The sequence below is a fragment of the Modestobacter sp. SYSU DS0290 genome (genome assembly GCF_054050955.1).
Map to the genome: position 1 here is coordinate 77,741 of NZ_JBJHAI010000003.1, position 26,070 is coordinate 103,810.

Annotated in this window: 28 protein-coding genes; 17 read left to right on the forward strand and 11 right to left on the reverse strand. The window is 76.3% G+C overall.

What is annotated here, in order from left to right; genetic code table 11:
• The first annotated feature begins 163 nt into the window (after positions 1-163).
• Entirely contained in the window at positions 164-1,069 is a 906-nt protein-coding gene (locus ACI795_RS04830) for a hypothetical protein (protein WP_457074082.1), read from the forward strand.
• 32 nt (positions 1,070-1,101) lie between these two features.
• Here the strand turns inward: ACI795_RS04830 and ACI795_RS04835 are convergent, their stop codons facing one another.
• On the reverse strand, positions 1,102-2,130 hold the full coding sequence (locus ACI795_RS04835; protein ID WP_457074083.1) for an ATP-dependent 6-phosphofructokinase: 1,029 nt from the start codon (positions 2,128-2,130) through the stop codon (positions 1,102-1,104).
• A gap of 84 nt (positions 2,131-2,214) precedes the next feature.
• Here ACI795_RS04835 and ACI795_RS04840 point away from each other — a divergent pair, with 84 nt between their 5' ends.
• Positions 2,215-2,955 (forward strand): GntR family transcriptional regulator, encoded by a 741-nt coding sequence (locus tag ACI795_RS04840; protein ID WP_457074084.1) that lies wholly within the window; start codon positions 2,215-2,217, stop codon positions 2,953-2,955.
• 18 nt (positions 2,956-2,973) lie between these two features.
• Here ACI795_RS04840 and ACI795_RS04845 read toward each other — a convergent pair whose 3' ends face one another.
• Positions 2,974-4,065, reverse strand: coding sequence for a GAF domain-containing protein (locus ACI795_RS04845; RefSeq protein ID WP_457074219.1), 1,092 nt, complete (start codon positions 4,063-4,065; stop codon positions 2,974-2,976).
• Between the two features lie 181 nt (positions 4,066-4,246).
• Between ACI795_RS04845 and ACI795_RS04850 the strand changes: the two genes are divergently transcribed.
• Positions 4,247-6,076, forward strand: coding sequence for an EAL domain-containing protein (locus ACI795_RS04850; RefSeq protein ID WP_457074085.1), 1,830 nt, complete (start codon positions 4,247-4,249; stop codon positions 6,074-6,076).
• Here ACI795_RS04850 and ACI795_RS04855 read toward each other — a convergent pair.
• Positions 6,037-6,687 carry an MBL fold metallo-hydrolase gene (locus tag ACI795_RS04855; RefSeq protein WP_457074086.1) on the reverse strand — a complete coding sequence of 217 codons (651 nt, stop codon included), beginning with the start codon at positions 6,685-6,687 and terminating at the stop codon, positions 6,037-6,039. The genes ACI795_RS04850 and ACI795_RS04855 overlap by 40 nt on opposite strands.
• Positions 6,688-6,845: 158 nt before the next feature.
• Between ACI795_RS04855 and ACI795_RS04860 the strand changes: the two genes are divergently transcribed.
• Complete coding sequence (locus ACI795_RS04860; RefSeq protein WP_457074087.1) at positions 6,846-7,076, forward strand: hypothetical protein; 231 nt, start codon at positions 6,846-6,848, stop codon at positions 7,074-7,076.
• A 9-nt stretch (positions 7,077-7,085) separates the two neighbouring features.
• Here ACI795_RS04860 and ACI795_RS04865 read toward each other — a convergent pair whose 3' ends face one another.
• A complete protein-coding gene (locus tag ACI795_RS04865; RefSeq protein WP_457074088.1) occupies positions 7,086-7,865 on the reverse strand; it encodes an enoyl-CoA hydratase-related protein in 780 nt (259 codons plus the stop codon).
• A 189-nt stretch (positions 7,866-8,054) separates the two neighbouring features.
• Here ACI795_RS04865 and efeB point away from each other — a divergent pair, with 189 nt between their 5' ends.
• The 4 genes from efeB to ACI795_RS04885 all read left to right on the forward strand — a co-directional run bounded on the left by efeB (position 8,055) and on the right by ACI795_RS04885 (position 13,049).
• Positions 8,055-9,332 carry an iron uptake transporter deferrochelatase/peroxidase subunit gene (efeB, locus tag ACI795_RS04870; protein WP_457074089.1) on the forward strand — a complete coding sequence of 426 codons (1,278 nt, stop codon included), beginning with the start codon at positions 8,055-8,057 and terminating at the stop codon, positions 9,330-9,332.
• A 117-nt stretch (positions 9,333-9,449) separates the two neighbouring features.
• The gene (locus tag ACI795_RS04875) at positions 9,450-9,941 is read left to right on the forward strand and encodes an NUDIX hydrolase (RefSeq protein ID WP_457074090.1); all 492 of its coding nucleotides are present in this window, start codon (positions 9,450-9,452) and stop codon (positions 9,939-9,941) included.
• Between the two features lie 40 nt (positions 9,942-9,981).
• Complete coding sequence (locus ACI795_RS04880) at positions 9,982-11,091, forward strand: glycerate kinase (protein WP_457074091.1); 1,110 nt, start codon at positions 9,982-9,984, stop codon at positions 11,089-11,091.
• Positions 11,092-11,303: 212 nt separating this feature from the next.
• Positions 11,304-13,049 (forward strand): serine/threonine-protein kinase, encoded by a 1,746-nt coding sequence (locus tag ACI795_RS04885; protein WP_457074092.1) that lies wholly within the window; start codon positions 11,304-11,306, stop codon positions 13,047-13,049.
• 9 nt (positions 13,050-13,058) lie between these two features.
• Here the strand turns inward: ACI795_RS04885 and ACI795_RS04890 are convergent, their stop codons facing one another.
• Entirely contained in the window at positions 13,059-13,364 is a 306-nt protein-coding gene (locus tag ACI795_RS04890) for a hypothetical protein (RefSeq protein ID WP_457074093.1), read from the reverse strand.
• Entirely contained in the window at positions 13,361-14,275 is a 915-nt protein-coding gene (locus ACI795_RS04895; RefSeq protein ID WP_457074094.1) for a hypothetical protein, read from the reverse strand. Before ACI795_RS04895 ends, ACI795_RS04890 begins: the two co-directional genes overlap by 4 nt.
• A gap of 124 nt (positions 14,276-14,399) precedes the next feature.
• Between ACI795_RS04895 and ACI795_RS04900 the strand changes: the two genes are divergently transcribed.
• Positions 14,400-15,680: a competence/damage-inducible protein A gene (locus ACI795_RS04900; protein WP_457074095.1), complete on the forward strand. Its 1,281-nt coding sequence runs from the start codon at positions 14,400-14,402 to the stop codon at positions 15,678-15,680.
• 5 nt (positions 15,681-15,685) lie between these two features.
• On the opposite strand, the gene ACI795_RS04905 is transcribed toward ACI795_RS04900, so the two are convergent.
• Positions 15,686-16,201: an N-acetyltransferase family protein gene (locus ACI795_RS04905; protein ID WP_457074096.1), complete on the reverse strand. Its 516-nt coding sequence runs from the start codon at positions 16,199-16,201 to the stop codon at positions 15,686-15,688.
• 54 nt (positions 16,202-16,255) lie between these two features.
• Between ACI795_RS04905 and ACI795_RS04910 the strand changes: the two genes are divergently transcribed.
• The 3 genes from ACI795_RS04910 (at position 16,256) to ACI795_RS04920 (ending at position 19,076) form a co-directional block, all read left to right on the forward strand.
• A complete protein-coding gene (locus tag ACI795_RS04910) occupies positions 16,256-16,654 on the forward strand; it encodes an SRPBCC family protein (protein WP_457074097.1) in 399 nt (132 codons plus the stop codon).
• 26 nt (positions 16,655-16,680) lie between these two features.
• Positions 16,681-18,300, forward strand: coding sequence for an acyl-CoA dehydrogenase family protein (locus ACI795_RS04915; protein WP_457074098.1), 1,620 nt, complete (start codon positions 16,681-16,683; stop codon positions 18,298-18,300).
• Positions 18,301-18,386: 86 nt separating this feature from the next.
• Entirely contained in the window at positions 18,387-19,076 is a 690-nt protein-coding gene (locus tag ACI795_RS04920; RefSeq protein WP_457074099.1) for an NYN domain-containing protein, read from the forward strand.
• Here ACI795_RS04920 and ACI795_RS04925 read toward each other — a convergent pair.
• Positions 19,073-19,420: a PRC-barrel domain-containing protein gene (locus tag ACI795_RS04925; protein ID WP_457074100.1), complete on the reverse strand. Its 348-nt coding sequence runs from the start codon at positions 19,418-19,420 to the stop codon at positions 19,073-19,075. The genes ACI795_RS04920 and ACI795_RS04925 overlap by 4 nt on opposite strands.
• Before the next feature lie 78 nt (positions 19,421-19,498).
• On the opposite strand from ACI795_RS04925, the gene ACI795_RS04930 reads away from it, so the two are divergent.
• Complete coding sequence (locus tag ACI795_RS04930) at positions 19,499-20,047, forward strand: AAA family ATPase (RefSeq protein ID WP_457074101.1); 549 nt, start codon at positions 19,499-19,501, stop codon at positions 20,045-20,047.
• Here the strand turns inward: ACI795_RS04930 and ACI795_RS04935 are convergent.
• On the reverse strand, positions 19,936-20,418 hold the full coding sequence (locus ACI795_RS04935) for an ATP-binding protein (RefSeq protein WP_457074102.1): 483 nt from the start codon (positions 20,416-20,418) through the stop codon (positions 19,936-19,938). The two genes, ACI795_RS04930 and ACI795_RS04935, sit on opposite strands and share 112 nt — an antisense overlap.
• Positions 20,419-20,497: 79 nt before the next feature.
• Entirely contained in the window at positions 20,498-20,827 is a 330-nt protein-coding gene (locus ACI795_RS04940) for an STAS domain-containing protein (RefSeq protein ID WP_457074103.1), read from the reverse strand.
• A gap of 330 nt (positions 20,828-21,157) precedes the next feature.
• On the opposite strand from ACI795_RS04940, the gene ACI795_RS04945 reads away from it, so the two are divergent.
• Genes ACI795_RS04945 through ACI795_RS04960 form a run of 4 tightly spaced genes read left to right on the forward strand, consistent with a single transcriptional unit; the run spans position 21,158 to position 24,807 of the window.
• Complete coding sequence (locus ACI795_RS04945; RefSeq protein ID WP_457074104.1) at positions 21,158-21,799, forward strand: ABC transporter permease; 642 nt, start codon at positions 21,158-21,160, stop codon at positions 21,797-21,799.
• Positions 21,792-22,973, forward strand: coding sequence for an ABC transporter ATP-binding protein (locus ACI795_RS04950; RefSeq protein WP_457074105.1), 1,182 nt, complete (start codon positions 21,792-21,794; stop codon positions 22,971-22,973). The genes ACI795_RS04945 and ACI795_RS04950 overlap by 8 nt, the downstream gene beginning before the upstream one ends.
• The gene (locus ACI795_RS04955; protein ID WP_457074106.1) at positions 22,970-23,809 is read left to right on the forward strand and encodes an ABC transporter permease; all 840 of its coding nucleotides are present in this window, start codon (positions 22,970-22,972) and stop codon (positions 23,807-23,809) included. Before ACI795_RS04950 ends, ACI795_RS04955 begins: the two co-directional genes overlap by 4 nt.
• Complete coding sequence (locus ACI795_RS04960; protein ID WP_457074107.1) at positions 23,809-24,807, forward strand: glycine betaine ABC transporter substrate-binding protein; 999 nt, start codon at positions 23,809-23,811, stop codon at positions 24,805-24,807. The genes ACI795_RS04955 and ACI795_RS04960 overlap by 1 nt, the downstream gene beginning before the upstream one ends.
• Before the next feature lie 21 nt (positions 24,808-24,828).
• Here ACI795_RS04960 and ACI795_RS04965 read toward each other — a convergent pair whose 3' ends face one another.
• A complete protein-coding gene (locus ACI795_RS04965; RefSeq protein WP_457074108.1) occupies positions 24,829-25,788 on the reverse strand; it encodes a nucleoside hydrolase in 960 nt (319 codons plus the stop codon).
• Between the last annotated feature and the right edge of the window lie 282 nt (positions 25,789-26,070).

The window sequence follows — 26,070 nt, forward strand, 5'->3', positions numbered from 1 at the left end:
GCCCCCCGAGCCGCGCGCCCCGCCCCCCCCCCCCCCCCCACGCCGCCCCCCCCCCCCCCCCCGCCCCCCCCCCCCCCCCCCCCCCCCCCCCCCCCCCCCCCCCCAGCTCCGGGTTGATACCTGGACCTCGTGGCCGGGACGTGGCCGTCCATGGGGGGACGCGATGGAGCAGACGGTCGGGGTGCGCTGGGCCGCGGAGCGGCTGGCCCAGCTGCTGGACGAGCCGCGGTACCGCCGGCGCTGGCAGCGGTACAGCAGCGTGCGCCGGGGGCAGCTGCCCCGGGCCGCCGTGGCGGCGGTGCTGGCGGAGCACCTGGTGGACACCGGCGAGGCCGGGGCGGACCTCCGGCCGCGCAGCCTGGAGAACCGGGTGGGGCGGGCGTTGAACGGCGACCGGCTCTCCGACCGGACGCTGGAGCTGTTCGTTGCCGCGTTCGGGATGTCCGACGAGCACGCGGAGGAGCTGCGCGCCTTGCGCCGCGGCCGCCCGGCCGGTGACCGGCTCGTCGTGGCCGGCGCGCCGAGCAGTTCGCGGCCCGTGCCGCGGCGCACCGTCCGCACGCTGCAGGTCGCCGAGCACCACGAGATCGGGGCCGACCGGTCACCCCGCCGGCACGTCACCCGGCAGCTGGTCGAGGCGGTCGAGGAGACCCACCGCTACCACTACGCGTTCGACACCGTGCACGCCGCGATCGCAGTGCGCAGCGGCGGCGTGCCGGTGGACGCCTGGCGGGTGGCCGGCACGCCGCTGTGCATGGTGGAGATCCTGCTGGCCGAGCCGCTGCTGCCCGGGCAGGCCACCCACCTGGAGTACGAGACGGTCTTCACCTACCCGGAACCGCCGGCTCCGGAGTTCCGCCGCGGGGTGACCCCGGGGGTGCGGCACCTCGCGCTCACCGTGCGGTTCGACGCGGCGGCCCTGCCCCGCGAGGTGCTGGCCTGCCGCTGGCCGGACGTGCACGCGGCCGAGCCGGTGGACGCGGTGCCCGCGGCGCTCGTCGGCGGGCAGACCTCGCTGGAGGTCGTGCCCGACGGCGAGTGCGTGATCGGCTACACCTGGCGCTGGTGACGGACCCCGTCCCGTGTGGACGGGGTCCGTCCTCAGCCGGTGAAGGCGCGCAGCTCGGCCAGCCGGGACGGCGGGACGGTCTTCAGCCGGGCGACGGCGTCGGCGAGGGGGACCAGCCCGATCTCGGTGCCCTGCAGCGCGACCATCTGCCCGGTGTGCCCCTCGTGGGCGGCGATCGTGGCGTGCAGCCCGAACCGGGTGGCCAGCACCCGGTCGAAGGACGTCGGGGTGCCGCCGCGCTGCACGTGGCCCAGGACGGTGGTCCGCACCTCCTTGCCGGTGCGCCGCTCCAGCTCGTCGCCGAGCTGCTGGGCGACGCCGGTGAACCGCTTGTGGCCGAACTCGTCGAGCCCGCCCTCGCGCATCGGCATGGTGCCGGGCGCCGGCGTCGCGCCCTCGCTGATCACGCCGATCACGTGCCGGTGGCCGCGCTCGAAGCGGGCGGTCACCATCCGGCAGACCTCGTCGATGTCGAAGGGCTGCTCCGGGGTGATCACCAGGTGGGCTCCGGCGGCCAGCCCGGAGTTCAGCGCGATCCAGCCCGCGTGCCGGCCCATCACCTCCACCAGCAGGACCCGCTGGTGCGACTCCGCGGTGGTGTGCAGCCGGTCGATCATCTCGGTGGCGATGCTGACCGCGGTGTCGAAGCCGAAGGTCAGGTCGGTGCCGTCGATGTCGTTGTCGATCGTCTTCGGGACGCCGACCACCGGGACGCCCTCGGAGGAGAGCCAGGCAGCCGCGGTCAGCGTCCCCTCCCCGCCGATGGGGACGAGCACGTCGACGCCGTGGTCCTTGAGCACCTCGCGCATCCGGGCCAGGCCGTCGCGCAGCTTCTGCGGCGCCACCCGGGCCGATCCGAGCACCGTGCCACCCCGGGTCAGCATGTTGTTGACCATGGGCAGGTCCATCGGGACGGCGTCGTCCTCGAGCAGCCCGCGCCACCCGTTCCGGAAGCCGACGACGTCGCTCCCGTACTCCTTGGCCGACGTGCGGACCACGGCCCGCAGGACGGCGTTGAGGCCAGGGCAGTCGCCCCCGCCGGTCAGCACTCCGATGCGCACGAGCTCTCCTCCGGACGAGGGGGGTGGGCACCCGAACGGTACGTCATGACGTATAGACGTCTCTCGGTGCAGTACCTTCTGGGCGTGGCGAGCACCGAGGCGGGGCCCAAGTACCTCGCCGTCCGCGAGGCGCTCCGGCGCCGGGCGCTCGCCCTCCCCGAGCACACGCTGCTCCCGCCGGAGCCGGTGCTCTGCGCGGAGTACGGGGTCAGCCGGATCACCCTGCGCCGGGCCGTCGACGGCCTGGTGGCCGACGGGCACCTGGTCCGCGAGCAGGGCCGGGGCACCTACGTCAGCCGCCCGGGGATCCGGCACGAGTACCGCGAGAGCTTCGTCCACCGGATCGCCGGCTTCCAGCAGGTGATGACCGAGCAGGGCGCCCAGGTGGGCACCGCCGTCCTCGGCCAGCAGGTCGTGCCCGCGGCCCCGGCGATCGCCACCGAGCTGGGCCTGCCGGTCGCCGAGGACGTCGTCGAACTGGTCCGGCTGCGCAGCGTCGACGGGCTGCCCAACCACGTCGTGCGCAGCTTCCTGCCCGCCGCGCGCTACCCGAAGGCGGCGACCGAGGACTTCGGGCACGGCTCGCTGTACGAGTTCCTCCGCCGTGAGTACGCCGCGGACCTGGCCCACGCGCGGATCGTGGTCGACGTCGGGACCGCGGCCGCCGACGAGGCCGACCGGCTGCAGATCGTCGCCGGCTCCCCGCTGCTGGTCGTGCGGACCACGGTGCGGGACAGCTCCGGGCACCCGCTGGTGCACTCCTTCTCCCGGCTCCGCCCCGATGTCAGCCAGGTGGAGTTCGAGGTCTCCGTCGGCGGACGCTGACCGACCCCGGTCGACCCGTCAGCCCACCGCCTCGGCCCGCGCCGAGGCGGGCCGCACGGACTCCAGGCGCAGCCGCTGCTCGCGCAGCAGCACCCGGTCCAGCGCGTGCCCCAGATGGCGGGCCAGGTCGGTCACGGCGCTGCGCAGCGGGGGGTCCAGCGCCCGCGGGTGCCCCCAGGTGACCAGCAGCCCACCGGCGGCCTCGTGCTGGCTGAGCAGCACCGGCACCGCCAGCGCGCTCTGCGACCGGCCGGCCGGCCCGTCGGACGAGGCCGGGTCGGCGTCCTCCCCGGTGGGGTGCGCCACCATGCGGCGCTCGCGGACCGCCTCGGCCAGCGGGTGCGGCGCGTGCAGGCCGACCACCGCCGTGGGCCGGGCGTAGGAGGTCACCCCCGAGGAGGTCGTCCACAGCCGCAGCTCGTCGCCGCCGGACTCGGCCACCCCGACCAGCGTGGCGGTGGCCCCCAGCGGGGAGCGGACCAGCCGGTCGAGCGCACGCAGCACCTCGGGCATGGTGTCGATCGCCAGCACGCCGGCGCTGAACCGGGCCACCAGGCGGGTCCGTTCGGCCTCCACCTCCGCCTCGACGTAGGCGGCCTGCGCGGCCTCCGCCGCCCGCCGGGCAGCGCTCGCCTCCCGCGCGGCCGCGGCCCGCGCCTCCTGGTCGTCGAGCTCCAGGGCGCGGAACTGCAGCCGCCGCGAGCACTCGGCGGCCAGCTGGTACAGCACCGCGAGGTCGTCGGCCGACCAGTCGCGCGGGACGTCGTCGACGGCGGCCAGCACGCCGATGGGCCGGCCCTGGCCGTTCCACAGCGGCATCCCCGCGTAGGCGACGATGCCGACCGTCTGCACGACGGCCGAGTCGCGCAGCAGCGGATCGGCCGCGGTGTCCGGCACGACGAGCGGCTGCCCGGTGCGCACCACGGCCTGGCTCATCGACAGGCTCAGCGGCGAGGAGCGGCGCGTCGTCCAGGGCTCGCCCAGCCCGTGCACGCCGGGGAAGACCTGGCCGCCCTTGGACACCAGGACCATCAGCGCCTGGGGGACCGACAGCCGCCGGGCGACCTCGGCGGCCAGCCGGTCGAACTCGGCGTCGGGCAGCGCCGGCAGCGGAGCCCACGTGGGGAGCTCGTACGCGTCGTCGGAGGGTGTGGCGCGCTCCGTGGGAACCGCCTCCGTCTCCGTTGCCGTCGGGCCGGCCGGTGCGCACCGGCCGCGGGCTCACCCCTTCGTGGCAGGGCCGATGCTGTCAGACTCGGGAGCGGGATGCCCGCATCCGATGGGGGACGACGTGGACCAGTTGCACCAGGATCCGGCGTCCCCCGTCGCCGCCGTGCTCCGCGACGGCGCCGTCACCAGCGTGTTCCAGCCCATCGTGGCGCTCGACACCGGGTGTGTCGTGGCCTACGAGGCGCTCGCCCGCGGCCCGGTGGGCCCGCTGCACGCGCCCGACGCGCTGTTCGCCGCCGCCCGTGCGGAGGGCCTGCTGGTCGAGCTGGACCACGCCTGCCGGACGTCGGCGCTGCGGGGGGCGGTGCGCTCGGGGCTGCTGGCCCCGCTCACGGTCTTCGTCAACGTCGAGCCCGACGCGGTGGACGAGGCCCCGCTCACCGCGCTGATCGACCGCGCCGACCAGGTGCCCGGCGACCTGCGGGTGGTCCTGGAGATCACCGAACGGGCGCTGGCCGCCCGGCCGGCGGAGCTGCTGCGCACCGTCGCGCGCGTGCGGGAACTCGGCTGGGCCATCGCGCTGGACGACGTCGGCGCCGACTCGCTCTCGCTGGCCTTCATGCCGCTGCTGCGCCCGGACGTGGTCAAGCTCGACCTGCGCCTGGTGCAGGAGCGTCCCGGCCCCGCGATCGCCGAGATCATGAACGCGGTCAACGCCTACGCCGAGTCCACCGGCGCGGTGGTGCTGGCCGAGGGCATCGAGGACGGCCGGCACCTGGCGATGGCCAGCGCCCTGGGCGCGACCCTCGGCCAGGGGTGGCTGTTCGGCCGCCCGGGGGACGCGCCGATCACCGGCGCGGCCGTGGCCGAGCTCCAGCTCCCGGACGCCGACGCCGACGCCGCGGCGCGCTCCCCCTTCGCCTGCCTGCCGCCCGGGTTCCCGCTGCGCGAGTCGCCCAAGGCACTGCTGATCGAGCTGAGCAAGCAGCTGGAGCGGCAGGCCATGCGGCTGGGGGAGACGTGCGTCGTGGCCGCCACCTTCCAGGCGTCCCGCCACCTCACCCCGGCCACCCGGCTGCGCTACCGCGACCTGGTCGAGCGGGTCGGTTTCGCCTGCGCCCTGGGCGCCGGCCTGCCGCCGGAGCCGTTGCCCGGGCTGCGCGGCGCCGACCTGACGCCGGGGGACCCGGTGCTCGGGGAGTGGGACCTGGTGGTGCTCAGCCCGCACTTCAGCGCCGCGCTGCTGGCCCGGGACCTCGGCGACGACGGCCCCGACCTGGAGCGCCGGTTCGCCTTCGCGCTGACCTACGACCGGGACACCGTCGTCCGGGCCGCCCGGTCGCTGCTGTCCCGGGTGGCCCCCTGCACCCGCCCCGAGCCGGAGTCCGCGCCCGCCGGGACGACGACGGTCCCGGCGCCGACCCCCGCGCCGGCTGCCGCCCGGATGCTGGCCGGCAGCCCGCGCGAGGCGCTGCTGCAGCGGGCCCTCGCCGCGGTCGACACCGGGGTGACCGTGGTCGACCTGCGGCTGCCCGACCAGCCGCTGGTCTACGTCAACCCGGCGTTCGCCCGGCTGGCCGGTTTCCCGGCGGAGGAGGTGCTCGGGCGCAACTGCCGCTTCCTGCAGAGCCCGGACACCGACCCGGCCCCGGTGGCGCGGGTGCGGGCGGCGATCGCGGCGGGCCAGGAGTGCCGTGAGGTGCTGCTCAACCGGCGGGCCGACGGCAGCACCTGGTGGAACGAGTGCCACCTCGTCCCGGTGGCCGACCCGACCGGCGCGGTCGTGCAGTACATCGGCATCCAGGCCGACGTCACCGCGCGCGTGGAGACCGAACGGGCACTGGCCACCGAGCGCGACCGCAGCCGCGACCTCGACGCCCGGCTCAGCGAGCTGCTGGGCGGCCCGGCCGGTCAGACGGTGGTCGACTCCCCGGGGGCCAGGCGCGCGTAGGGGGTCGGCTGGCCCGGACCCCGCTCGCCGACCAGCCCGGCCACCAGGCCGAGCCCGGTGTCGTTGAGCAGGCCGTCGTGCACCGCCAGCGCGCGTTCCGCCCCGACGGCCCGCAGGTAGTCGATGACCTCGGCGGTCTTCGACCACGGGGCGTGCGCGGGCAGCAGCAGCGTCGGGACGGCGGCCTCGGGCACGGTGAAGGCGTCGCCGGGGTGGAACACCTGCCCGTCGACGAGGAACCCGACGTTGCGCACCCGGGGGATCTCCGGGTGGATCTCCGCGTGCCACTCGCCGTGCACCGAGACGTCGAACCCGGCCGCGGTGAACGTGTCGCCGGCGCCGACGGCGTGGACGCGCGGGCCGGCGCCCGCCAGCTTCTCGGCGACCGAGGAGTTCGTCCACACCTCCAGGCCCGGGTCGGCGTCCAGCGCGGCGCGGACCCGGTCGGGCAGGAAGTGGTCGGGGTGCTCGTGGGTGAGCAGCAGGGCGGTCGTGCCGGATGCGGTGCCCGCCAGCGGGTCGTCGGCGGTGAAGGCGCCCGGGTCGACGACGAGCCGGCGCTCCCCGTCGGACAGGACGACGCAGGCGTGTCCGTGCTTGGTGAGCTGCATCCTCGGGCCTCCGGTGCGGTCGGGCGCGAACGGGTCGACCGCACCGTGCCATGCCGCGGCCACCGCCGGGCCGTCGGGGTTGCGGCCATCTCCCGCCGGCTCACCCGATCGGGTGGGGTAGTGGCCGCGGGCTGTCCGAGGACCGGCCGGATGCCGACATGAGCAGCGTGACCGTGAACACCGACACCTTCGTCGCCGCCCGCAGCCGCGCGCACGGCCCGACGCCGGCGCTGTGGCACGCCGTCGAGGTCCACCGCGCCGTCACCGACCTGGACGGCGCCTGCGAGCTCACCGTCTGCGGTGCCCTGGCGCGGGTCACCAGCGAGCTGCCGTGGCCTCCCGCCGCGGCCGGCGAGGTCTGCCCGGCCTGCTCCGCCCGGCTCGGCTGACCTGCGGGGTCAGCGGCCGGCGAAGGTGATCGGCTGCTTGGCCAGGAAGGACTCGACCGCGGCGCGGTGGTCCGCGGTCTGCCCGAGCTCGGTCTGCAGCCGCGCCTCCAGGGCGAGCGTGGTCTCCAGCGGGTCGGTGGCCGCGGTCGCCAGCACCTCCTTGATCGCCCGGTGGGCGAGCGTCGGGCCGGCGGCCAGCCGGGCGGCGAGCGCCTGCGCACGCGGCAGCACCTGGTCCGGCTCGGCCACCTCGTGCACCAGCCCCCACATCGCGGCGGTCTCGGCCGGGAACGGCTCCGGCAGCAGCAGCATCTGGGCGGCGCGGGAGCCCCCGACGCAGTGCACCAGCCGGGAGGCGAGCGCCGAGTCGCTGCCCAGCCCGATGCCGGCGAACGCGGTGGTGAACTTCGCCCCCGCCGCGGCGATCCGCAGGTCACCGGCGAGCGCCAGCCCCAGTCCGGCCCCCGCGCACGCGCCGTTGATCCCCACCACGACGGGCACCCGCAGCGCCGCGAGCGCCAGCACCAGCGGGTTGTACTCCTCGGCGACCACCGACAGCGGGGTGGTCGCGGCCGCGCGCAGCTCCGCGGCGTGCTCCCCGAGGTCCTGGCCCACGCAGAAGGTGCGGCCGACCCCGGTCAGCAGCACCGCCCGGACGGCGTCGTCGGCGGCCACCTCGCGCACGTGCGCCAGCAGCTCGGTGCGCATCCGGTGGGTCAGCGCGGGGCGCTGCAGCGTGAGCGTCGCGACGCCCTCGGCGTCGGTGCGGGTGACGGTGGGCTCGGACAACGCTGTCGGCTCCTCGGCTGGCGGTGTGGGACGGCCCACCCTGCCACGGACACACCGGGCGCCGGGCGGCCGATCGCGTGAGCACGCGGCCGGAACAGCACCGCGGGGGTGGTCGTTGGGGCCTCGGGAACGGCCGGCCGGTCGTCACCGGGACCGCGGCACCGACCTGCCAGGAGGATCGACCCCCGCATGAGCTCCGCTGCCAGCCAGGGTCCGGGTGGTCTGTCCCGCCGGCGGTTCTTCGGCCTGGCCGGGGCCGGCACCGCCGGGGTGCTGGCCGCAGGCGCGGCCGGCGGCGTGGTCGGCCGGACCACGGCGCAGCCGTCCGAGGCCGCCGCGACGGTGCCCGCCGCGGGAGACCCGATCGTCTTCACCGGAGCGCACCAGGCCGGGATCGTCACCCCCGCGCAGGACCGGCTGCACTTCGTCGCGTTCGACGTCGTCACCGACGACCGGGCCGAGCTGGTCGAGGTGCTGCGGGCCTGGACCGCCGCCGCCCGGCGGATGACCGCCGGGCAGGACGCGGGTGCGGTCGGCGCGGTCGGGGGCGGGCCGGACGAGGTGCCCGACGACACCGGCGAGGCGCTCGGGCTGCCCGCATCGGGCCTGACGCTGACCGTCGGCTTCGGCCCCACCCTGTTCACCACCACCGACGGCGTCGACCGGTTCGGTCTCGCCGACCGCCGGCCCGGGCCGCTGGCCGAGCTGCCGGCCTTCCCCGGTGATGCCCTCGACCCGGCGATCAGCGGTGGGGACCTGTGCGTGCAGGCCTGCGCCAACGACCCCCAGGTGGCCGTGCACGCCGTCCGCAACCTGGTCCGGCTGGGCGTCGGCGCGGTCCGCGTGCGCTGGACGCAGCTCGGCTTCGGCCGGACCTCGTCCACCAGCAGTGCGCAGGCGACCCCGCGCAACCTGTTCGGGTTCAAGGACGGCACCGACAACCTCAAGGCGGAGAACACCTCGGCCATCGAGAAGTTCGTCTGGGTGGCCGACGGCGACCCGGGCTCCGACTGGCTCGCCGGCGGCTCCTACCTGGTCACCCGGCGGATCCGGATGCTCGTGGAGGAGTGGGACGCCGAGACGCTGGCCGAGCAGGAGCAGACCGTCGGCCGGACGAAGAAGGCCGGGGCGCCGCTGGGTGCGCGGGCGGAGTTCGACCCGGTCGACCTGGCGGCGCTGCCGCCGACCTCGCACGTCCACCTGGCCCACCCGACCAACTCCGGGACGGCGATCCTGCGCCGCGGCTACAGCTTCGTCGACGGCTCCGACGACCAGGGTCGGCTGGACGCCGGGCTGTTCTTCATCGCCTACCAGCGCAACCCGGAGACCGGCTTCACGCAGGTGCAGCGCAACCTGCGCACCGACGCGATGAACGAGTACCTCCGGCACACCTCGTCCGCGGTGTTCGCCTGCCCGCCCGGGGTCACCGGCGACGACGACTGGTGGGGCCGGGCGCTGTTCAGCTGAGCCGCCGTTCAGGTTCCCCGCACCGGCTTGAGCCGGGCTGCCTGACGTGGAGCCGGGTCACGGTGCGGCTCCACGTCAGGTGCGGTGGCTCCACCCGGCCGCGCCTAGGCTGGCTGCGTGCCGGTCCCCGAGTTCATCCGCCAGCTGCGCACCTCGATCGGGCACGCGCCGCTGTGGCTGCCCGGGGTGACCGGCGTGGTCACCGACGACGCCGGGCAGGTGCTGCTCACCCAGCGCAGCGACACCGGGCGGTGGGCGCTGCCCAGCGGCATCCCCGAGCCCGGCGAGCAGCTGGCCGTCGCGCTGGCCCGGGAGGTGCTGGAGGAGACCGGTGTCGAGGTGGTCGTCGACCGGCTGGTCAGCCTGTGGACCCAGCCGCCGCTGACCTACCCCAACGGCGACGTCTGCCAGTTCGTCGACCACGCCTTCGCCTGCCGTGCCGTGGGTGGCAGCGCGCACGTCGCCGACGACGAGTCGCTGGACGTCGTCTGGTGTGACCCGGCGCAGCTGCCGGACCTGGTGGGGGTGCAGGCGCAGCTGGTGGCCCGGGCGCTGTCCGGCCCGGCGGAGCCCTGGTTCGCCCGCGCCGAGGACGAGCGCCCGCTCTGACCGGCTTGCCGCTGCCCGGTGCAGCGGCCAGGGTGTCGCCGTGCGCGTCGTCCTCGCCCCCGACTCCTTCAAGGGCACCCTCGACGCCACCGCGGCGGCCGACGCGCTGGCCGCGGGCTGGCGGCGGCGCCGTCCCGACGACGACCTGCGCACCGTCCCGCTGGCCGACGGCGGCGAGGGCACGTTGGAGGCGCTGGGCCACGACCTGCCCGACGCTGCCTGGCGCACCGCCGCGGTGACCGGGCCGGACGGCCGCCCGGTGCAGGCCGCCTGGCTGCTGCGCCCGGACGGGACGGCGGTGGTGGAGATGGCCCGAGCCGCCGGCCTCCCGCTGCTCGCCGAGCCCGACCCGTTGGAGGCCACCACCCGCGGCCTGGGCCAGTTGCTGGCCGCCGTGCTGGGCGACCCCGCGGTGCAGCGGGTGGTGCTGACCCTGGGGGGCTCGGCCACCACCGACGGCGGGACCGGCGCCCTGGCCGCACTCGGCGCCCGGTTCCTCGACGCCGACGGAGCCGACCTCCCGCCCGGCGGGGGCGCGCTCACCCGGCTCGCCGCGGTCGACCTGTCCGGCCTGGTGCCCCCGCCGCCCGGAGGCGTGCAGTGCCTGGTGGACGTCACCGCCCCGCTGCTCGGCCCGCTGGGGGCGGCCGGGCAGTTCGGCCCGCAGAAGGGCGCGGACGCAGCCCAGGTGGCCGTGCTCGACGCCGGCCTGGCCCGGCTCGCCGACCTGCTCGGCGGGGACCGGGACGCCCCCGGCGCCGGCGCGGCCGGCGGCACCGCCTACGGCTTCGCCGCCGCCTGGGGAGCGGAGTTCGTCAGCGGCGCGACCGCGGTGGCGGCCGCCGCCGGGCTGGACGCCGCCCTGGCCGGGGCCGGACTCGCGGTCACCGGGGAGGGGCAGTTCGACGCCCAGTCGCTGCGCGGCAAGGTGGTGGGGAACCTGCTGGACCGGGCCGCGGCCGCCGGTGTCCCGGTGGCGGTGGTCGCCGGCCGGGTGGCCGACGGGCTGGCCGGTGCCGACGCGCCGGTGCGCCGCGCGCTGTCGCTCACCGACCTGGCCGGCTCGGCGGCCGCGGCGATGGCCGACCCGGCCCGCTGGCTGGCCGCGGCGGGCGAGCTGCTGGCGGCGGAGGTGGTGGCGTCGGGCTGACGCCGCCGGCCCGGGTGACGGAGCCGACACGCCGACGCCGGCAGGTCGGGAACGGTTCGTCACACCGTGACGTTCGCCCCGGTGGACCCAACCGCCCGATCGCATGTGTACGAACGCCCGTCGGGGGCATCCCCTCCCCTGGTGCGTCCAGCCGCCGGCGTCGGCCGGTGGTGGTCGGACCGGTCGAGCGCAACGGCACGAGGGGGACGCACGTGGTCGAGCCCGCGCGGAGCACCCTCGGGGGCCGCTACGAGCTGCAGACGCTGCTCGCCACCGGCGGCATGGGCCAGGTCTGGCGCGCCGCCGACACGCTCCTGGGCCGCACGGTCGCGATCAAGGTGCTCCGCAGCGAGTACACCGGTGACCCGCTGTTCCTGGCCCGGTTCCGCGCCGAAGCCCAGCACACCGCTGCCCTGAGCCACCCGAACATCACCGCTGTCTACGACTACGGCGAGGAGCCGGCGCCCGACGGGTCGGGCGAGCACCTGGCCTACCTGGTGATGGAGCTCATCGACGGTGAGTCGCTGTCCACCGTGCTCGCCCGCGAGGGCGCGCTGCCTCCCGACCGGGTGCTCGAGGTGCTCCGGCAGACCGCGTCGGCGCTGGGCGCCGCGCACGCGGCCGGCGTCGTCCACCGCGACGTCAAGCCGGGCAACGTGCTGCTGCGCTCCGACGGCACGGTCGCGATCACCGACTTCGGCATCGCCTCCTCGGCCGGCAGCGTCCCGCTCACCCAGACCGGCCAGGTCATCGGCACGGCCTCCTACCTCTCCCCCGAGCAGGCCTCCGGGGCGCACGCCACCGCTGCCAGCGACGTCTACGCGCTGGGGATGGTCGGCTACGAGCTGCTCACCGGACGGCGGGCCTTCGACGGCGACAACTCGGTGACGATCGCGCTGCGACACCTGCGCGACACCCCCGAGCCGCTGCCCGACGACCTCCCCACCGGGGTGCGCACCCTGATCGAGCGCGCCCTGGTCAAGGACCCGGCCCAGCGCTTCCCCGACGGCGACGCCTTCGCCGCCGCGATCGACGACGTCCTCGCCGGCCGGCTGCTCACCCCGGTCGAGCGCACCGACACGCAGAGCTTCTGGCTGCTGCCCGACGCCGCCGCGCTGGCCGGGGCGACCACCGCCGACGGCGGTGCGGTGCGGCGCCCGGCTCCCGCGGCGGCGCAGGGGCGGGTCAGCCGCGTCCTGGTCCCGCTGGTCGCCCTGCTGGCCGGCGCCGGGGTGGCCGCCGTCGTCCTGCAGGGGGTGACCCCCGACGGGGGTGGCACCGCCACGGTCGCCGCCCAGGGCCTCGGCGGGGCGACCGCCACGGCCAGCCCCGCCGAGCTGGTGCTGGACGGCGAGGACTACGTCAACCGCCCGCTCGAGGCCGTGCAGCGGCAGCTGGAGGCGCTCGGCCTGGTCGTGCAGACCCAGCCGGTGTCCACCGACTCGGTCGACGCCGGTCTGGTGGTCGACGTCGCACCGCTCGGCGCCCGGCTGGAGCGGGGCGCCGAGGTGCTGGTCAGCTACGCGGTCGCGCCGGAGGCCGACAGCGGCCCGGTGCAGCGCCAGCGGGCACCGATCGACGCCGTCCAGGTCCCGGTCGAGCGGGCGCCGCAGGGCAGCAGCACCTCGTCCTCGTCCTCGTCCACGCCGGCGCCGTCCACCACGCCCGCCCCCGAGCCGACTCCGGAGCCGTCCCCGAGCGAGCCGGCGGAGGACGCGGACGACGAGGTCGAGGAGCCGTCCGCGCCGGCCGGCAGCCCCGGTGGGTCCACCGCGCCGACGTCCTCCGCCGGGAGCACCGCGCCGACCAGCGGCGGCGGGTCGACCGCGCCGAACAACGGCAACGGCGGCGGTCAGGGCAACGGCAACTCCGGCGGCAACTCCGGCGGCAACTCCGGTGGCAACGGCGGCGGTCAGGGCAACGGGCAGGGCAACGGCAACGGCGGCGCCCGCAGCTGACCCGTCCGCTCAGGCGGTCGTGGCGCGCCGTCCCCCGCGGTGCAGGAGCAGGCAGCCGGTCGCGGCGGCCAGCGCGAGCCGGCCCGGCGTCGGATCGAGGCCACCGAGCAGCACACCGACGGCGCCGGCGGCGGCCGCCGCCAGCAGCAGCCCGTCCCGCCCGGTGCGCACCGCCGCCACCGCGAGCACCAGACCGAGCACGATCGCCACCCGCGCCGGGTGGGCCGCGCCCGTCACCGACCCCCAGGGCAGCCCGAGCGCCGCCGGCCCGAGCAGGCCGGCGGCGAGGAGCCAGCCGCGGGACGCGCCGGTCACCGCGGGCGGCCGGGCGCCAGCCACACCGCGCCGGCGACCGCGGCCAGGGCGGCGGTGAGCAGGAAGCCGCGGTCACTGGCGACCAGCGGCAGGGCCACCAGGACCCAGAACGCGGCGACCCCGGCCGCGCCCCCGGCGCCGATCCGCCACGCCGCGGGCGCGCTCAGCCGGTCGCCGGCCAGGCGGCGCAGCGCCGGCACCAGGGCCACCAGGGCGGCGAGAGTGGCGAACGCCGACCAGGTCGGCGTCACCTCCCAGACCGACTCGAGGCCGAAGTCCAGCGCCAGCCCGAGCTCGAGCAGCAGCAGCCCCAGCACGCCCAGGGCCAGGCTGGCGACGACGGTGCGGTCCCCACCGGCCCGCTGCACCGCGCCCAGCGCCGCCCGGCCCGCCGCGGCGCCCCGCCGGCTCCGCTCCCCGCCGGCGTCGGCGGACGACGGCCCCGGTGAGGGCCGGGGTGCGGTGGACGGCCCGGGCACCGGCGGCACGCCGACGGCGGTCTGCGGGCCGACGGCGCTGCTGCCCGTGGTGGCCGTGTCGTCGTCGTCCGGGCGGGCGCCGAAGCCGGGGACGAAGTCCACCGGGCCGGTGGGCCGGTGGGCCGCCCCCTGCGCGGCAGCCGCCTGGTCGACGCCAGGGGCCCGGCTTGCTGCGGGCTGGTCCGCCGGGGGGTGGTCCGCCGGCGCCGGGGCGGGCTGGTCGGCCGCGGGGGTCCAGACCGGGGCCGGTCCGGTGGGTGGGCCGTCCACCGGCGCAGGTGCGACCGCGGGCTCCCCGGCGGGCTCGGCCGCCGGTGCCTGCTCGGTCTGCCGCTGGCTGGGCGGCAGCAGGATCGACTGGGTGCGCGGCTCGTCGTCCGGCGGGCCGGCGGCCGGCTGCGGCTCGGGGATCGGCGGATGGGGCTGGCTCATCGGTCCTCCTGGGGGAGCAGGGGTCGGGCGCGGGCCGCCCGCGGGCGTGCGGTCAGGGCGCCCGTCGACCGTAGCGGCGGCAGCCCGGCCAGCCGACCAGGTGCCCGGCACCTAGGGTCGGGCCGTGGCTGCACGCGCGGGGATCGTCGTCACCGGCACCGAGGTGCTCACCGGCCGGGTCGCCGACCGGAACGGGCCGTGGCTGGCCGAGGCGCTGCGCGGCCAGGGCGTCGACGTCGGCTCGGTCGTGGTCGTGGGCGACCGGCCCGAGGACCTGCGCGCGGCGCTGGCCTTCCTCGCCGCGGGCAACGACCTGGTCATCACCACCGGCGGGCTCGGCCCCACCGCCGACGACCTCACCGCGGCCGAGGTGGGCGCCTTCCAGGGCCGTCCGTCGGCGCTGGACCGCGCCCTGGAGCAGCGGATCACCGCCGTCGTCGCCGCGCTCTCCGCCCGGCGCGGCTGGGACACCGAGCCCGAGTCGGCGGCGGCCGGCATCGCCAAGCAGGCGATGGTGCCGGCCGGTGCCACCGTGCTGGAGCCGGTGGGCACTGCGCCCGGGCTGGTCGTCCCGGTGGCCGACGGGCGCAGCGGGCCGCCGGTGCTGGTGCTCCCCGGCCCACCGGGGGAGCTGCAGGCCATGTGGCCGGCGGCGTTGGAGGCCGAGCCGGTGCGCCGCGCGCTGGCCGGTGCGACCGAGCTGCGCCAGCGCACGATGCGGCTGTGGCGCACCCCGGAGTCGGAGCTGGCCGCCACCCTGCGGGAGATCGAGGACCAGCTGACCGGCCTGGAGGTGACCACCTGCCTGCGCGACGGTGAGCTGGAGATCGTCACCCGGTACGGGCCGGACGCCGAAGAGGCGTACCAGCGCCTCGTCGCAGCGGTCACCGCGGACTTCGCCGCGACGTTCTTCAGCGACGGCCCCACCGTCGACGAGCTGGTGGCCCGGGCGCTGGACGACCGGGGCTGGACGGTGGCGGTGGGCGAGTCGGAGACCGGCGGGCTGCTCACCGCCCGGCTCACCGCGCCCGCCGGGGCGTCCGCGCGGGTGCTGGGCGGGGTGGCGGCCTACGCGAACGACGCCAAGGAGCGGCTGCTCGACGTCCCGGTGGCCACCCTGACGGCCGGCGGTGCGGTCAGCCCGGAGGTCGCGCGGGCGCTGGCCGAGGGGGCGCGGGCCCGGTTCGGCGCCGACGTCGGCGTCGGGGCCACCGGGATCGCCGGACCGGGTGGCGGTACCCCGGCGAAGCCCGTGGGCACGGTGCACATCGCCGTCGTCGGCCCGGGCGGCGCGCTGGACCACTCCGACCGGCTGCGCGGCGACCGCGCCGCCGTCCGGGAGCGGACCGGCACCCTCGCCGTCCACCTGCTGCGGCAGCTGCTGCTGGGTGGCCCGCCGGCCTGAGGGGCTCAGCCGACCCAGCCGACCACCCGGCTGCGCCGCTCCAGCAGCAGGACGTCGTGCCAGCTGGCCACGCCGTCGGTGATCCGCCGGCCGACCTTCTCCCGCGTGCCCACCACCCGGAAGCCGTGCTTCTCGTGCAGCGCGACGCTGGCGGTGTTGGCCGGGAGGATGCCGGCGCGGATCGTCCAGATGCCGGCCGCCTCGGTGGAGTCGATCAGCGCCTGCAGCAGCGCACCGCCGACCCCGCGGCCCTGCGCGGCGGGGGAGACGTACACCGAGTGCTCGACCACGCCGGCGTAGGCGTCCCGGGTCGACTCCCGGGTGCACGCCGTCCAGCCGAGCAGGACGTCACCGTCGACGGCGACGTGCCGGTGGCCGGGCAGCCGGGAGGCGTCGAACTGCGCCCACGACGGGGTGGCGGTCTCGAAGGTGGCCAGCCCGGTGGCGATGCCGGCCGACCAGATCGCCTCGACGGCGGGCCAGTCGTCGGCGGTCATCGGGCGGAGGGCAGGCGTGGGCACGGCGTCATCCTGCCGCCGGGGTTCCACGTGGAACGCAGCGGGCAGGAGCAGACCGTGACGACGCTGACGCTGCACGCCACCGGCCCGGTCGACCCGGCGGAGGCCTGGGACCGCTACCTCCACCCCGACCGCTGGGCGAGCTGGGCGCCGCAGATCACCGGGGTGGTCACCGACGCCGACCGCATCGCCCAGGGGGTGACCGGGCGGGTGCGCGGCCCGCTGGGCGTCTCCCTGCCGTTCGTCGTCGACGAGGTGGACGAGGCGACCCGGCGGTGGCGCTGGACGGTCCAGGCCGGGGTGCCCCGGCTCACCCTCACCCACTGGGTCTCCCCGGGGCCGGACGGCGGGACGACGACCGGGCTGCGAGTCCGCGGGCCGCTGCCGCTGGTGGTCGGCTACGCGCCGGCCGCCCTGGTCGCCCTGCACGGCCTGGTGCGCCGCGCGGCGCCGTGACCGGCCGCATCTCGTAGCGTGCCGGCATGCGCGCCACGCACGAGGTGACCAACCAGGCGCCGCCGCTGGCCGGGCACGACCCGATCGCCGGGGACGCCGCACTCGCCGAGGCCTGCCTGCGCCACGCCGACGCCGCCACTCTCGCCTCGCTGGCAGACCTGGGCGCCCTGGCCGGCAGTGCCCAGGCCCAGGAGTGGGCGCGGCTGGCGAACGAGCACCCGCCCCGGCTGCGCACCCACGACCGGTACGGCCACCGCGTCGACGAGGTCGAGTTCCACCCCGCCTGGCACGAGCTGATGGCCGCGGCGGTCGGCCACGGGCTGGCCGGGGCACCGTGGGCCGACGACCGCCCGCACGCGCACGTCCGCCGCGCGGTGGGCTACCTGGGCTGGACGCAGGTCGAGGCCGGCCACGGCTGCCCGGTGACGATGACCTACGCCGCCGTCCCGGCGCTGCGGGCCGCCCCCGACCTGGCCGCCGTCCTCGAGCCGGGGCTCACCAGCCGCACTTACCAGTTCGGGCTGACCGACCCGGCCACCAAGCCCGGGCTGGTCGCCGGCATGGGGATGACCGAGAAGCAGGGCGGCTCCGACGTCCGGGCGAACACCACCCGGGCCACCGCCAACGGTGACGGCACCTGGTCGCTGACCGGGCACAAGTGGTTCACCTCCGCCCCGATGAGCGACCTGTTCCTGGTGCTCGCCCAGCTCGACGAGGGGCTGTCCTGCTTCCTCGTCCCCCGCGTGCTGCCCGGCGGGGAGCGGAACGTCGTCCGGCTGCAGCGGCTCAAGGACAAGCTCGGTGACCGGTCCAACGCCTCCAGCGAGGTCGAGTTCGACGGGACGACGGCGTGGCTGGTCGGGGAGCCGGGCCGCGGCGTGCCGACGATCATCGAGATGGTCGCCACCACCCGGCTGGACTGCGTGCTGGGGTCGGCGGCGACGACCCGGGCCGCGCTCACCCAGGCGGTGCACCACGCCCGGCACCGGTCGGCGTTCGGGGCGCTGCTGGCCGACCAGCCGCTGATGCAGAACGTGCTGGCCGACCTGGCGCTGGAGAGCGAGGCGGCCACCGTCCTCGGCGTCCGGCTGGCCGCGGCGCAGGACGCCGGCGAGCGGGACCTCCTCCGCCTGGCCGGCGCCGTCGCCAAGTTCTGGGTCTGCAAGCGCACCCCGGCCGCGGTGGCCGAGGCGCTGGAGGTGCTGGGCGGCAACGGCTACGTCGAGGAGTCGGGGATGCCGCGGCTCTACCGGCAGGCGCCGCTGAACTCCATCTGGGAGGGGTCGGGCAACGTGATCGCGCTGGACGTGCTGCGCGCCCTGGGGGCCGGGTCGGCCGCGCTGGCCGCGGTCACCGCCGAGCTCGACCTGGCCCGCGGCGCCGACGCCCGCTACGACGCCGCACTGGGCGCCCTCGCCGCCGAGCTGGCCGACCCCGGCGAGCTGCCGCTGCGCGCCCGGCGGGTCGCCGGCCGGCTCGCGCTGTGCCTGCAGGCGTCGCTGCTGCTGCGGTTCGCCCCCACTGCCGTCGCCGACGCCTTCTGCGCCAGCCGGCTCGGCGGCGACTGGGGCGGCGTGCTGGGCACGCTGCCCGCGGGCACCCCCGTGCGGGCGCTGGTCGAGCGCGCCGTGGTGGTCCCGGCGTGAGCGAGGGCGGGCGGCTGCGGCGGCGCCGGCGGGCGACCGCCCCGGCGGGTGCACCGTCGCCGACCCCGGTTCGGCACACTGCCCCTGTGACCGCAGACGCAGCTGTGCAGACCGAGCCGGCCGACCGGTTCACCGCGGACGACGACCGCCCCGCGCTGGACCTGCTGGTCTGGGACGCCCCCAACATCGACATGACCCTGGCGACGGTGATCGGCGCCCGGCCCACCGCGGCGTCCCGCCCGCGGTTCGACGCGATCGCGGCCTGGTTCGTCGACGGCGCCGACGACCCGGGGGCCGCGGTACCGCCGGAGGTCGAGGCCTGCGTCTTCGCCAACGTGCCGCCGCAGCACGCCGTCACGCTGCAGCGCTGGGTGGAGGCGCTGCGCAGCTTCGGCTACGCGGTCTTCGCCCGGCCCAAGCTGCAGGCCGACGACGACATCGACCAGTCGATGCTCGACCACATCAGCGTCCGGGCGCACAGCCACCAGCTGCGCCGGCTGGTCGTCTTCTCCGGCGACGGGCGCAACTTCGCCGAGCCACTGGAGGACCTGGCCCGGGCCGGCACCGAGGTCGTCGTCGTCGCGTTCAGCGAGGTCGCCGGCTACGCGATCAGCTCCGAGCTGCTGCAGTTCATCGACATCGAGGACGTGCCCGGCGCGTTCGCCGCGCCGCTGGACCGGGTGCGGCTGGACGCGCTGCCCGTCGACGGCGCCTGGCTGCGGCCGACCAAGGACCTGCGCGAGGCCGCCGGCTCCTTCCTCGCCCGCCGCGGCTAGCGGCGGGCCAGGCGGCGGACGCCGGAGGTGTACGGCAGCGAGTAGTGCTCGAACACCGCCGGCTCCTGCTCCGCGGTCAGCTCGCCGTCGGTGTCGATCGACGGCGCGTCCTTGGCGAGGTCCTTGGGGACGGTGACCCGGATGTGCTCCGGGCTGACCGTGGCGCCGGTGAGCGGCACGAAGGTCAGCTGCCGCCGGCCGATGAACCCGGTCATCACCGCGGCGAAGAACGGCTGGTCGGTGGTGGTGTCGACGTACACCGACTCGAGCGTGCCGATCTTGTGGCCGTCGGGGTCGACGACGTTCATGGTGCGCCAGTCGCGGATGTTCTCGGCGGGGAACACGGTGGACCTCCTGGGTTCGGCGGCAGTGGCTGCTCCGTGCCCGTGCGAGGACGGCGCCAACCGCGCGACCATGGCGGCGTGGACGGTGCCGCCGCGCAGCAGGAACTGGTGGTCCTGGTCGGGCTACAGGGTGCCGGCAAGTCCAGCTGGGTGGCCGAGCACCTGGCCGACAGCCACGAGGTGGTGAGCAAGGACCACTGGCCGAAGGCCCGCCGCCGGGAGGCCCGTCAGCAGCGCGTGGTCGCCGAGCTGCTGGCCGCCGGCCGGAGCGTCGTCGTCGACAACACCAACCCCTCCCCGGCCGAGCGCGCACCGCTGGTCGCGCTGGCCCGGGCCGCCGGGGTGCCGGCGCGGGCGGTGTACCTGGACACCCCGTTGGAGGCCTGTCTGGCGCGCAACGACGCCCGTGCGGGCACCGCCCGTGTCCCACTGGTCGGGGTGTTCGACACCAGGAGGCGCCTGGCGCCGCCGACCCGGGAGGAGGGGTTCGCCGCCGTCGAGGTGGTCCGCCCGGCTCAGGACGCGGGGCCGGAGGAGCTGCGCGGCCGGGGCACCGACGCGGCCGTCAAGCCGGAGGGCAGCCGGGCCCAGACGTGCTTGCGGCCGGCCTCGCTGCACCAGCCGTAGTCGACCGAGAGCTGGGCGACCATCGGCAGCCCCATCCCGCCGAAGGCCGGGTCGCGGTCGATCGCCGGCCGTGGCGGGGCGTCGGGGGAGCCGTCGGTCAGCCGGATCAGCCAGCCGGTCGGCAGCGCCACGATCATCGCCTCGACCGCACCGCCACCGTGCCGCAGCGCGTTCGAGGAGAGCTCCTCGAAGACCAGCAGCAGACCCTCACGGGCGTCCTCCGTCGACCGCGCGGCCAGCGAGGGGTGGGCGAGCCGCGCGCGCAGGTCCATCCGCACCCGCGACGCGTCGTGCACCGTCGGCAGCTCCCACCGCCAGACATCGCCGTCCTCGGTCGGGACCGGGGCCGACGGCCACACCAGTCCGCTCACGTCGAGTCCTCTCGCCGGCCGGGTCCTCCGCCGCGGTCCATGGTGGCCGATCACGCTCCGCAGCGCACGGCGGGGGGTCTCAGGCCGGAGGCGGCGACCCCGGCATGCCCTCGACGTCGAGCCGCTCGAGCAGGCCGGTCAGCTCCAGCGGTCCGGTGACGACCCGGCTGGTCGCGACCACCGTCACGTGCTTGCCGGCCGCCTCCCGGTGCTGGCTCACCCAGACCAGCGCCGTGACACCGGCGGAGCCGAAGAACGTCACCGCGGAGAGGTCGATGGTCAGCAGGCGCTCGGCGCGGCGCAGCGCCCGCAGCAGGGTCTGCTGCAGCAGGGGGTTGCTGGCGGCGTCGAGCTCGCCACGGACCCGGGCGACGACCTGACCGGGCTCCGGCCCCTCCGTCAGGGTCACCTCGAACGGCGCCTCGGCAGCCGACCTGACCGTCTTGATGACTCCTCCTCGTGACCACGACCGTGCGGCCCTCCACCGTGTGCGCGCACCGGCGCGGCACGTGCCGTGTGTACAGGACCGATCGTGTGCCCCCCGCACACGGTCCGGCCACCCGCGCCGGGGCGCCGTCCCCCGATGGGGGCACCGGGTGGCCGCCGCCACGTCGTCACACCATCGTCATGGCCCACGACTCGCGTCCCCGCGTCCCGTGTGTGACGGTGGACGACGGCCGTTTTCCGTGGCCAGCGCCCTGTGACCGGGCATGGCCCCTCAGCAGAGGAGACAGACCGGATGTGGGACTACGTCCTCGACCGGCGTGGCCAGATCGCGTTCCAGGCGTTCCAGCACGTGAGCCTGGTGGTGCAGTGCGTCGTGCTCGGCTCGCTGATCGCCCTCGCGCTGGCCGTGCTGGTGTACCGCAGCCCGCGGGCGACCGGCGCGGCCAACGGGCTGTCGGCGATCGGCCTGACCATCCCCGCGTTCGCGCTGCTGGGCATCCTGCTCGCGCCGTTCGGCTTCGGCGTCACCCCGGCGGTGATCGCGGTGACCTTCTACGCGGCCCTGCCGGTGCTGCGCAACGCCGTCGTCGGCCTGGCCGGGGTGGACGCCGCGCTCATCGAGTCCGCCCGCGGCATGGGCATGAGCCGGGTGTCGACCCTGCTGCGCATCGAGATCCCACTGGCCTGGCCGGTGATCCTCGCCGGGGTCCGGGTCTCCACCCAGATGGTGATGGGCATCGCCGCCATCGCTGCCTACGTGCTGGGCCCGGGGCTCGGCGGCTTCATCTTCACCGGGCTCTCCCGGCTGGGCGGCGCGAACGCCCTGAACTCCGCACTCACCGGGACGATCGCCATCGTCGTCCTGGCGCTCGTCCTCGACCTGCTGCTCCTGCTGCTGGGCCGCCTGACCACCCCGAGGGGGATCCGTGTCTGAGACCACGACACCCACGAACGACCCGACCACGCCCGACCGGCAGGTCAGCGGTGTCTCGATCCGCCTCGACGGGGTCACCAAGCGGTACCCGGGCCAGGACCGGCCGGCCGTGGACGAGGTGTCGCTGGAGATCCCGGCCGGGGAGACGGTCATGTTCGTCGGCCCGTCCGGCTGCGGGAAGACCACGTTGCTGAAGATGCTCAACCGGCTGATCGAGCCGACCGGCGGCAGCATCCACCTCGGCGAGGAGGACGTCACCCGGCAGGACCCGGACGAGCTGCGCCGCCGGATCGGCTACGTCATCCAGGCCGGCGGGCTGTTCCCGCACATGACGGTCGGGACGAACGTCGGCATGGTGCCGCGGATGCTCGGCTGGGACAAGGAGCGGGTCACCGCCCGCATCGACGAGCTGCTGGACCTGGTCGGCCTGGACCCCGAGGTCTACCGCGACCGCTACCCGAAGGAGCTCTCCGGCGGACAGCAGCAGCGCGTCGGCGTGGCCCGGGCGCTCGCGGCCGACCCGCCGGTGCTGCTGATGGACGAGCCGTTCGGCGCCGTCGACCCGATCACCCGCCAGCGGCTGCAGGACGAGCTGCTGCGGATCCAGGAGGAGCTGGGCAAGACGATCGTGTTCGTCACCCACGACTTCGACGAGGCGGTCAAGCTCGGCGACAAGATCGTCGTGTTCGACGTCGGGGCGCGCGTGGTGCAGTACGACACCCCCGAGGCCATCCTGGCCGAGCCGGCCGAGGAGTACGTCGCGGACTTCATCGGCGCCGGGGCCACCCTCAAGCAGCTCACCCTCACCCGGGTCAGCAGCCTGGAGCTGCGCCCGGTCACCACGGCCTCGGTCGGGGGCGACGCCGCCGAGGCGCTGGCCCGCGCCCGGGCCGCCGGTGACGAGTTCGTGGTGGTCCTGGACCGGCGTGGCCGGCCGATCAGCTGGCCGACGACCGCCGAGGTCAGCCGGATGCAGCAGATCCCGGCCACCGTCGACGAGAAGCTGCCGGTGGTCGGCCTGGGCTCCACGCTGAACGACGCGCTGGACACCATGCTCGCGGCCAGCCAGGGCGGCGCCGTGGTGCTCGGCCGCCGGGACAGCCTGGCCGGCGTCGTCTCGATCGAGACGATCATGGCCGCGATCCAGAAGACGCGCAGCGAGGTGGCCGGATGACCGCCGCCACCGGAGCACCGGAGACCGGCGGGCGCCCGGACCCGCTGCGCCGTCCCGAGGCCCAGCAGAGCGCCGCCCGTGACCGGCGGGACGCCGCGTCGCCGGAGCGTGCCCCCGGCGGCTGGCGGGCGCTGGTCCTGCAGCCGGTGCTGGTGGCCCTCGGCGTGATCGGCTTCGTCGTCTGGCGGGCGACCGCCGAGCTGTCCGCCACCGAGCGGGTGCAGCTGGGCACCACCGCGCTGTGGGACAGCATCCTGCGGCACCTCTCGCTGACCGTCGTCGCCGCCGCGATCGTGCTGGCCATCGCCGTCCCGCTCGGCATCGCCCTCACCCGGCCGGCGCTGCGCCGGTTGACCCCGCTGGTGATCGGACTGGCCAACATCGGTCAGGCCGCCCCGGCGATCGGGTTGTTCGTGCTGCTGGCCATCTGGCTGGGCTTCGGCTACTGGACGACGGTCATCGCGCTGGTCGTCTACTCGGCGCTGCCGGTGCTGCGCAACACCATGGTCGGCCTCCAGGGCGTCGACGCACGGCTGGTCGAGGCCGGCCGCGGGATGGGCATGAGCGCCGGCGCCGTCCTGTTCCGCGTCGAGCTGCCGCTGGCCGTGCCGGTGATGCTCTCCGGCGTCCGCACCGCCCTGGTGCTGCTGGTCGGCACCGCCACCCTGGCCACCTTCATCGCCGGCGGCGGGCTGGGCGTGCTGATCAACACCGGGATCACGCTGCAGCTGAACTCGCTGCTGGTCAGCGGTGCGGTGCTGGTCGCCCTGCTCGCGCTGGCCATCGACTGGATCGGCCGCGTCGTCGAGCACGTCGCGCGCCCGAAGGGACTCTGATGCGCACCCCGAAGAAGCTCACGGTGGCCCTGGCGGCCGCCTCGCTCGGCGGCACCGCGCTGCTGAGCGGCTGCGGCCTGGAGAGCGCCAACGGCTACGTCCCCCCGGCCGACCCCGGGCTGATCGAGGCGATCGAGGGCGTGGAGGGCGAGCCGATCACGGTCGGCGCCAAGGCGTTCACCGAGCAGCTCATCCTCGGCAAGATCGCCGCGATCGCGCTGGAGGCCGCCGGGTTCGACGTCACCGACCGCAGCGGCATCCCCGGCGCCGCGCCGGCGCGCGCGGCGATGCTCAACGGTGAGACCGACATGCAGTTCGAGTACACCGGTACGGCCTGGATCAACTACCTGGGCATGGACGAGGGCATCGCCGATCAGCAGGAGCAGTGGCGGGCGGTCAAGGACGCCGACGCGGAGAACGGGATCACCTGGCTCCCGCCGGCCGAGGCCAACAACACGTACGCCTTCGCCGTCCGCAGCGAGGCCGTCGACGAGCTCGGCGGGGTGGCCACGATGTCCGACATCGCGGAGCTGCCGGTCGAGGAGCGCACCTTCTGCGTGGAGTCGGAGTTCGCCACCCGGGTCGACGGGTTCGAGCCGATGCTCGAGCTCTACGGCATCCCGCTGGGCGACCCGAACGGGGTGCCGCGGGACAACGTGAGCATCCTGGACACCGGCGCGGTCTACACCGCCACCGACAACGGCGACCGGTGCAACTTCGGCGAGGTGTTCACCACCGACGGGCGGATCGCCTCGCTGGACCTCACCGTGCTGGAGGACGACCGCGGGTACTTCCCGGCGTACAACATCGCCCCCGAGGTGCTGACCACCACGCTGGAGGAGCACCCGGAGATCGCCGACGTCTTCGCCCGGATCACCCCGCGGCTCACCGACGATGTGCTGGTCGAGCTCAACGGCCGGGTCGACGTCGGCGGTGAGGAGCCGGCCGACGTGGCGCTGGACTGGCTGGTCTCCGAGGGGCTCGTCGAGCGCGTCTGACGGACGCGGCCGGCCCGGGGCTCAGCCCCGGGCCAGCCGCTCCAGCCGGCTCACCAGGAACTCCACCGCGGCCGCGCTGTCGACGCCCTCGGCCACCGCGACGGCCGAGGGGGACGACGACGGCGCCCGCCGGTCGACCAGCGTCTGGCCGCGCCCGGCGCCGGGGCCGGTGTCGACGACGACGTCCCGGCGCACCGTCGCCAGCGTGCCCGGCGCGATCGCCTCGGTGAGGGCCAGCGCGTCGTGCACCACGACCCCGTCGGTGCCGTAGGCGTCGCGCGCGTGGTCCAGGTACTGGCGCAGCACCGCCGCCGCCTGCGCCCCGACGTGCCCCGCCGCGGCGAACCGGGCGATGCCGGCCTCGGTGAGCACCGTGGGCAGGGTGACGTCCAGCCCGACCAGCACGGTGGGCAGCCCGGCGCCGAGCACCACGGCGGCCGCCTCCGGGTCGGCCCAGATGTTGAACTCCGCAGCGGCGGTGACGTTGCCGCCCCGGGTGGCCGAGCCGCCCATCACCACGAGCCGGCCGATCCGGGCGGCGGCGTCGGGGTACACCGCGAGCAGCAGCGCGATGTTGGTCAGCGGCCCGATGGCGGCCACGGTGACCGGCTGCTCGCTGGCCAGCAGCAGCTCGGCCAGCGCCACCACCGCCGGCCGCGGGTCGACCGCCGCCGGGGACGGGGGCAGCTCCACCCCGCCCAGCCCGGCCTCCCCGTGCACGTGCCCGGCCCGCCGCGGCACCGGCACCACCAGCGGGCTGCGGGCGCCGGCGGCCACCGGGACGTCGGACCGGCCGGCCAGGTGGAGCACCCGCAGCGCGTTCTCCGTCGTCCGCGCCAGCCCCACGTTGCCGTGCACGGTGGTGACCAGGCGGAGGTCGACCTCCGGGCTGGCCAGCGCGAGCAGCACCGCCAAGGCGTCGTCGATGCCGGGGTCGGTGTCGATCACCAGCGGGGTGGGGGCGGGAGGCCGGGCGGTCACCCGCTCATCCCACCAGACACACCCGACACGCCGGGCCGGTGGCGGCGCCGCCGAGGTCATCGACCGCCTCGCGCACTCCATCGCTTCGCTGACCTGCGGTTTTCCCCTGGGCTGTCGACATGTGGCCGGTCCGTCGGACGGTGACCGGCCGGTTCGCGGGCAGCCCGCAACGGTTCGGTCACGCGGCCGGACCGAAGCGTCTCGGGAGCGGGTCCGGAGGCGCCCCGGTACCTACCTTTCTCCTTGTCCGCAGCCCCTTCCCCGGCTGCGGCGACTACTTCA

Excerpts from the sequence above, each read along its gene's own strand:
- ACI795_RS04830 (WP_457074082.1), top strand. The coding sequence starts at position 164 with ATGGAGCAGACGGTCGGGGTGCGCTGGGCCGCGGAGCGGCTGGCCCAG.
- ACI795_RS04955 (WP_457074106.1), top strand. The coding sequence starts at position 22,970 with ATGACCGCCGCCACCGGAGCACCGGAGACCGGCGGGCGCCCGGACCCG.
- ACI795_RS04860 (WP_457074087.1), top strand. The coding sequence starts at position 6,846 with ATGAGCAGCGTGACCGTGAACACCGACACCTTCGTCGCCGCCCGCAGC.
- efeB (WP_457074089.1), top strand. The coding sequence starts at position 8,055 with ATGAGCTCCGCTGCCAGCCAGGGTCCGGGTGGTCTGTCCCGCCGGCGG.
- ACI795_RS04945 (WP_457074104.1), top strand. The coding sequence starts at position 21,158 with ATGTGGGACTACGTCCTCGACCGGCGTGGCCAGATCGCGTTCCAGGCG.
- ACI795_RS04855 (WP_457074086.1), bottom strand. The coding sequence starts at position 6,687 with ATGCAGCTCACCAAGCACGGACACGCCTGCGTCGTCCTGTCCGACGGG.
- ACI795_RS04915 (WP_457074098.1), top strand. The coding sequence starts at position 16,681 with ATGCGCGCCACGCACGAGGTGACCAACCAGGCGCCGCCGCTGGCCGGG.
- ACI795_RS04960 (WP_457074107.1), top strand. The coding sequence starts at position 23,809 with ATGCGCACCCCGAAGAAGCTCACGGTGGCCCTGGCGGCCGCCTCGCTC.
- ACI795_RS04895 (WP_457074094.1), bottom strand. The coding sequence starts at position 14,275 with ATGAGCCAGCCCCATCCGCCGATCCCCGAGCCGCAGCCGGCCGCCGGC.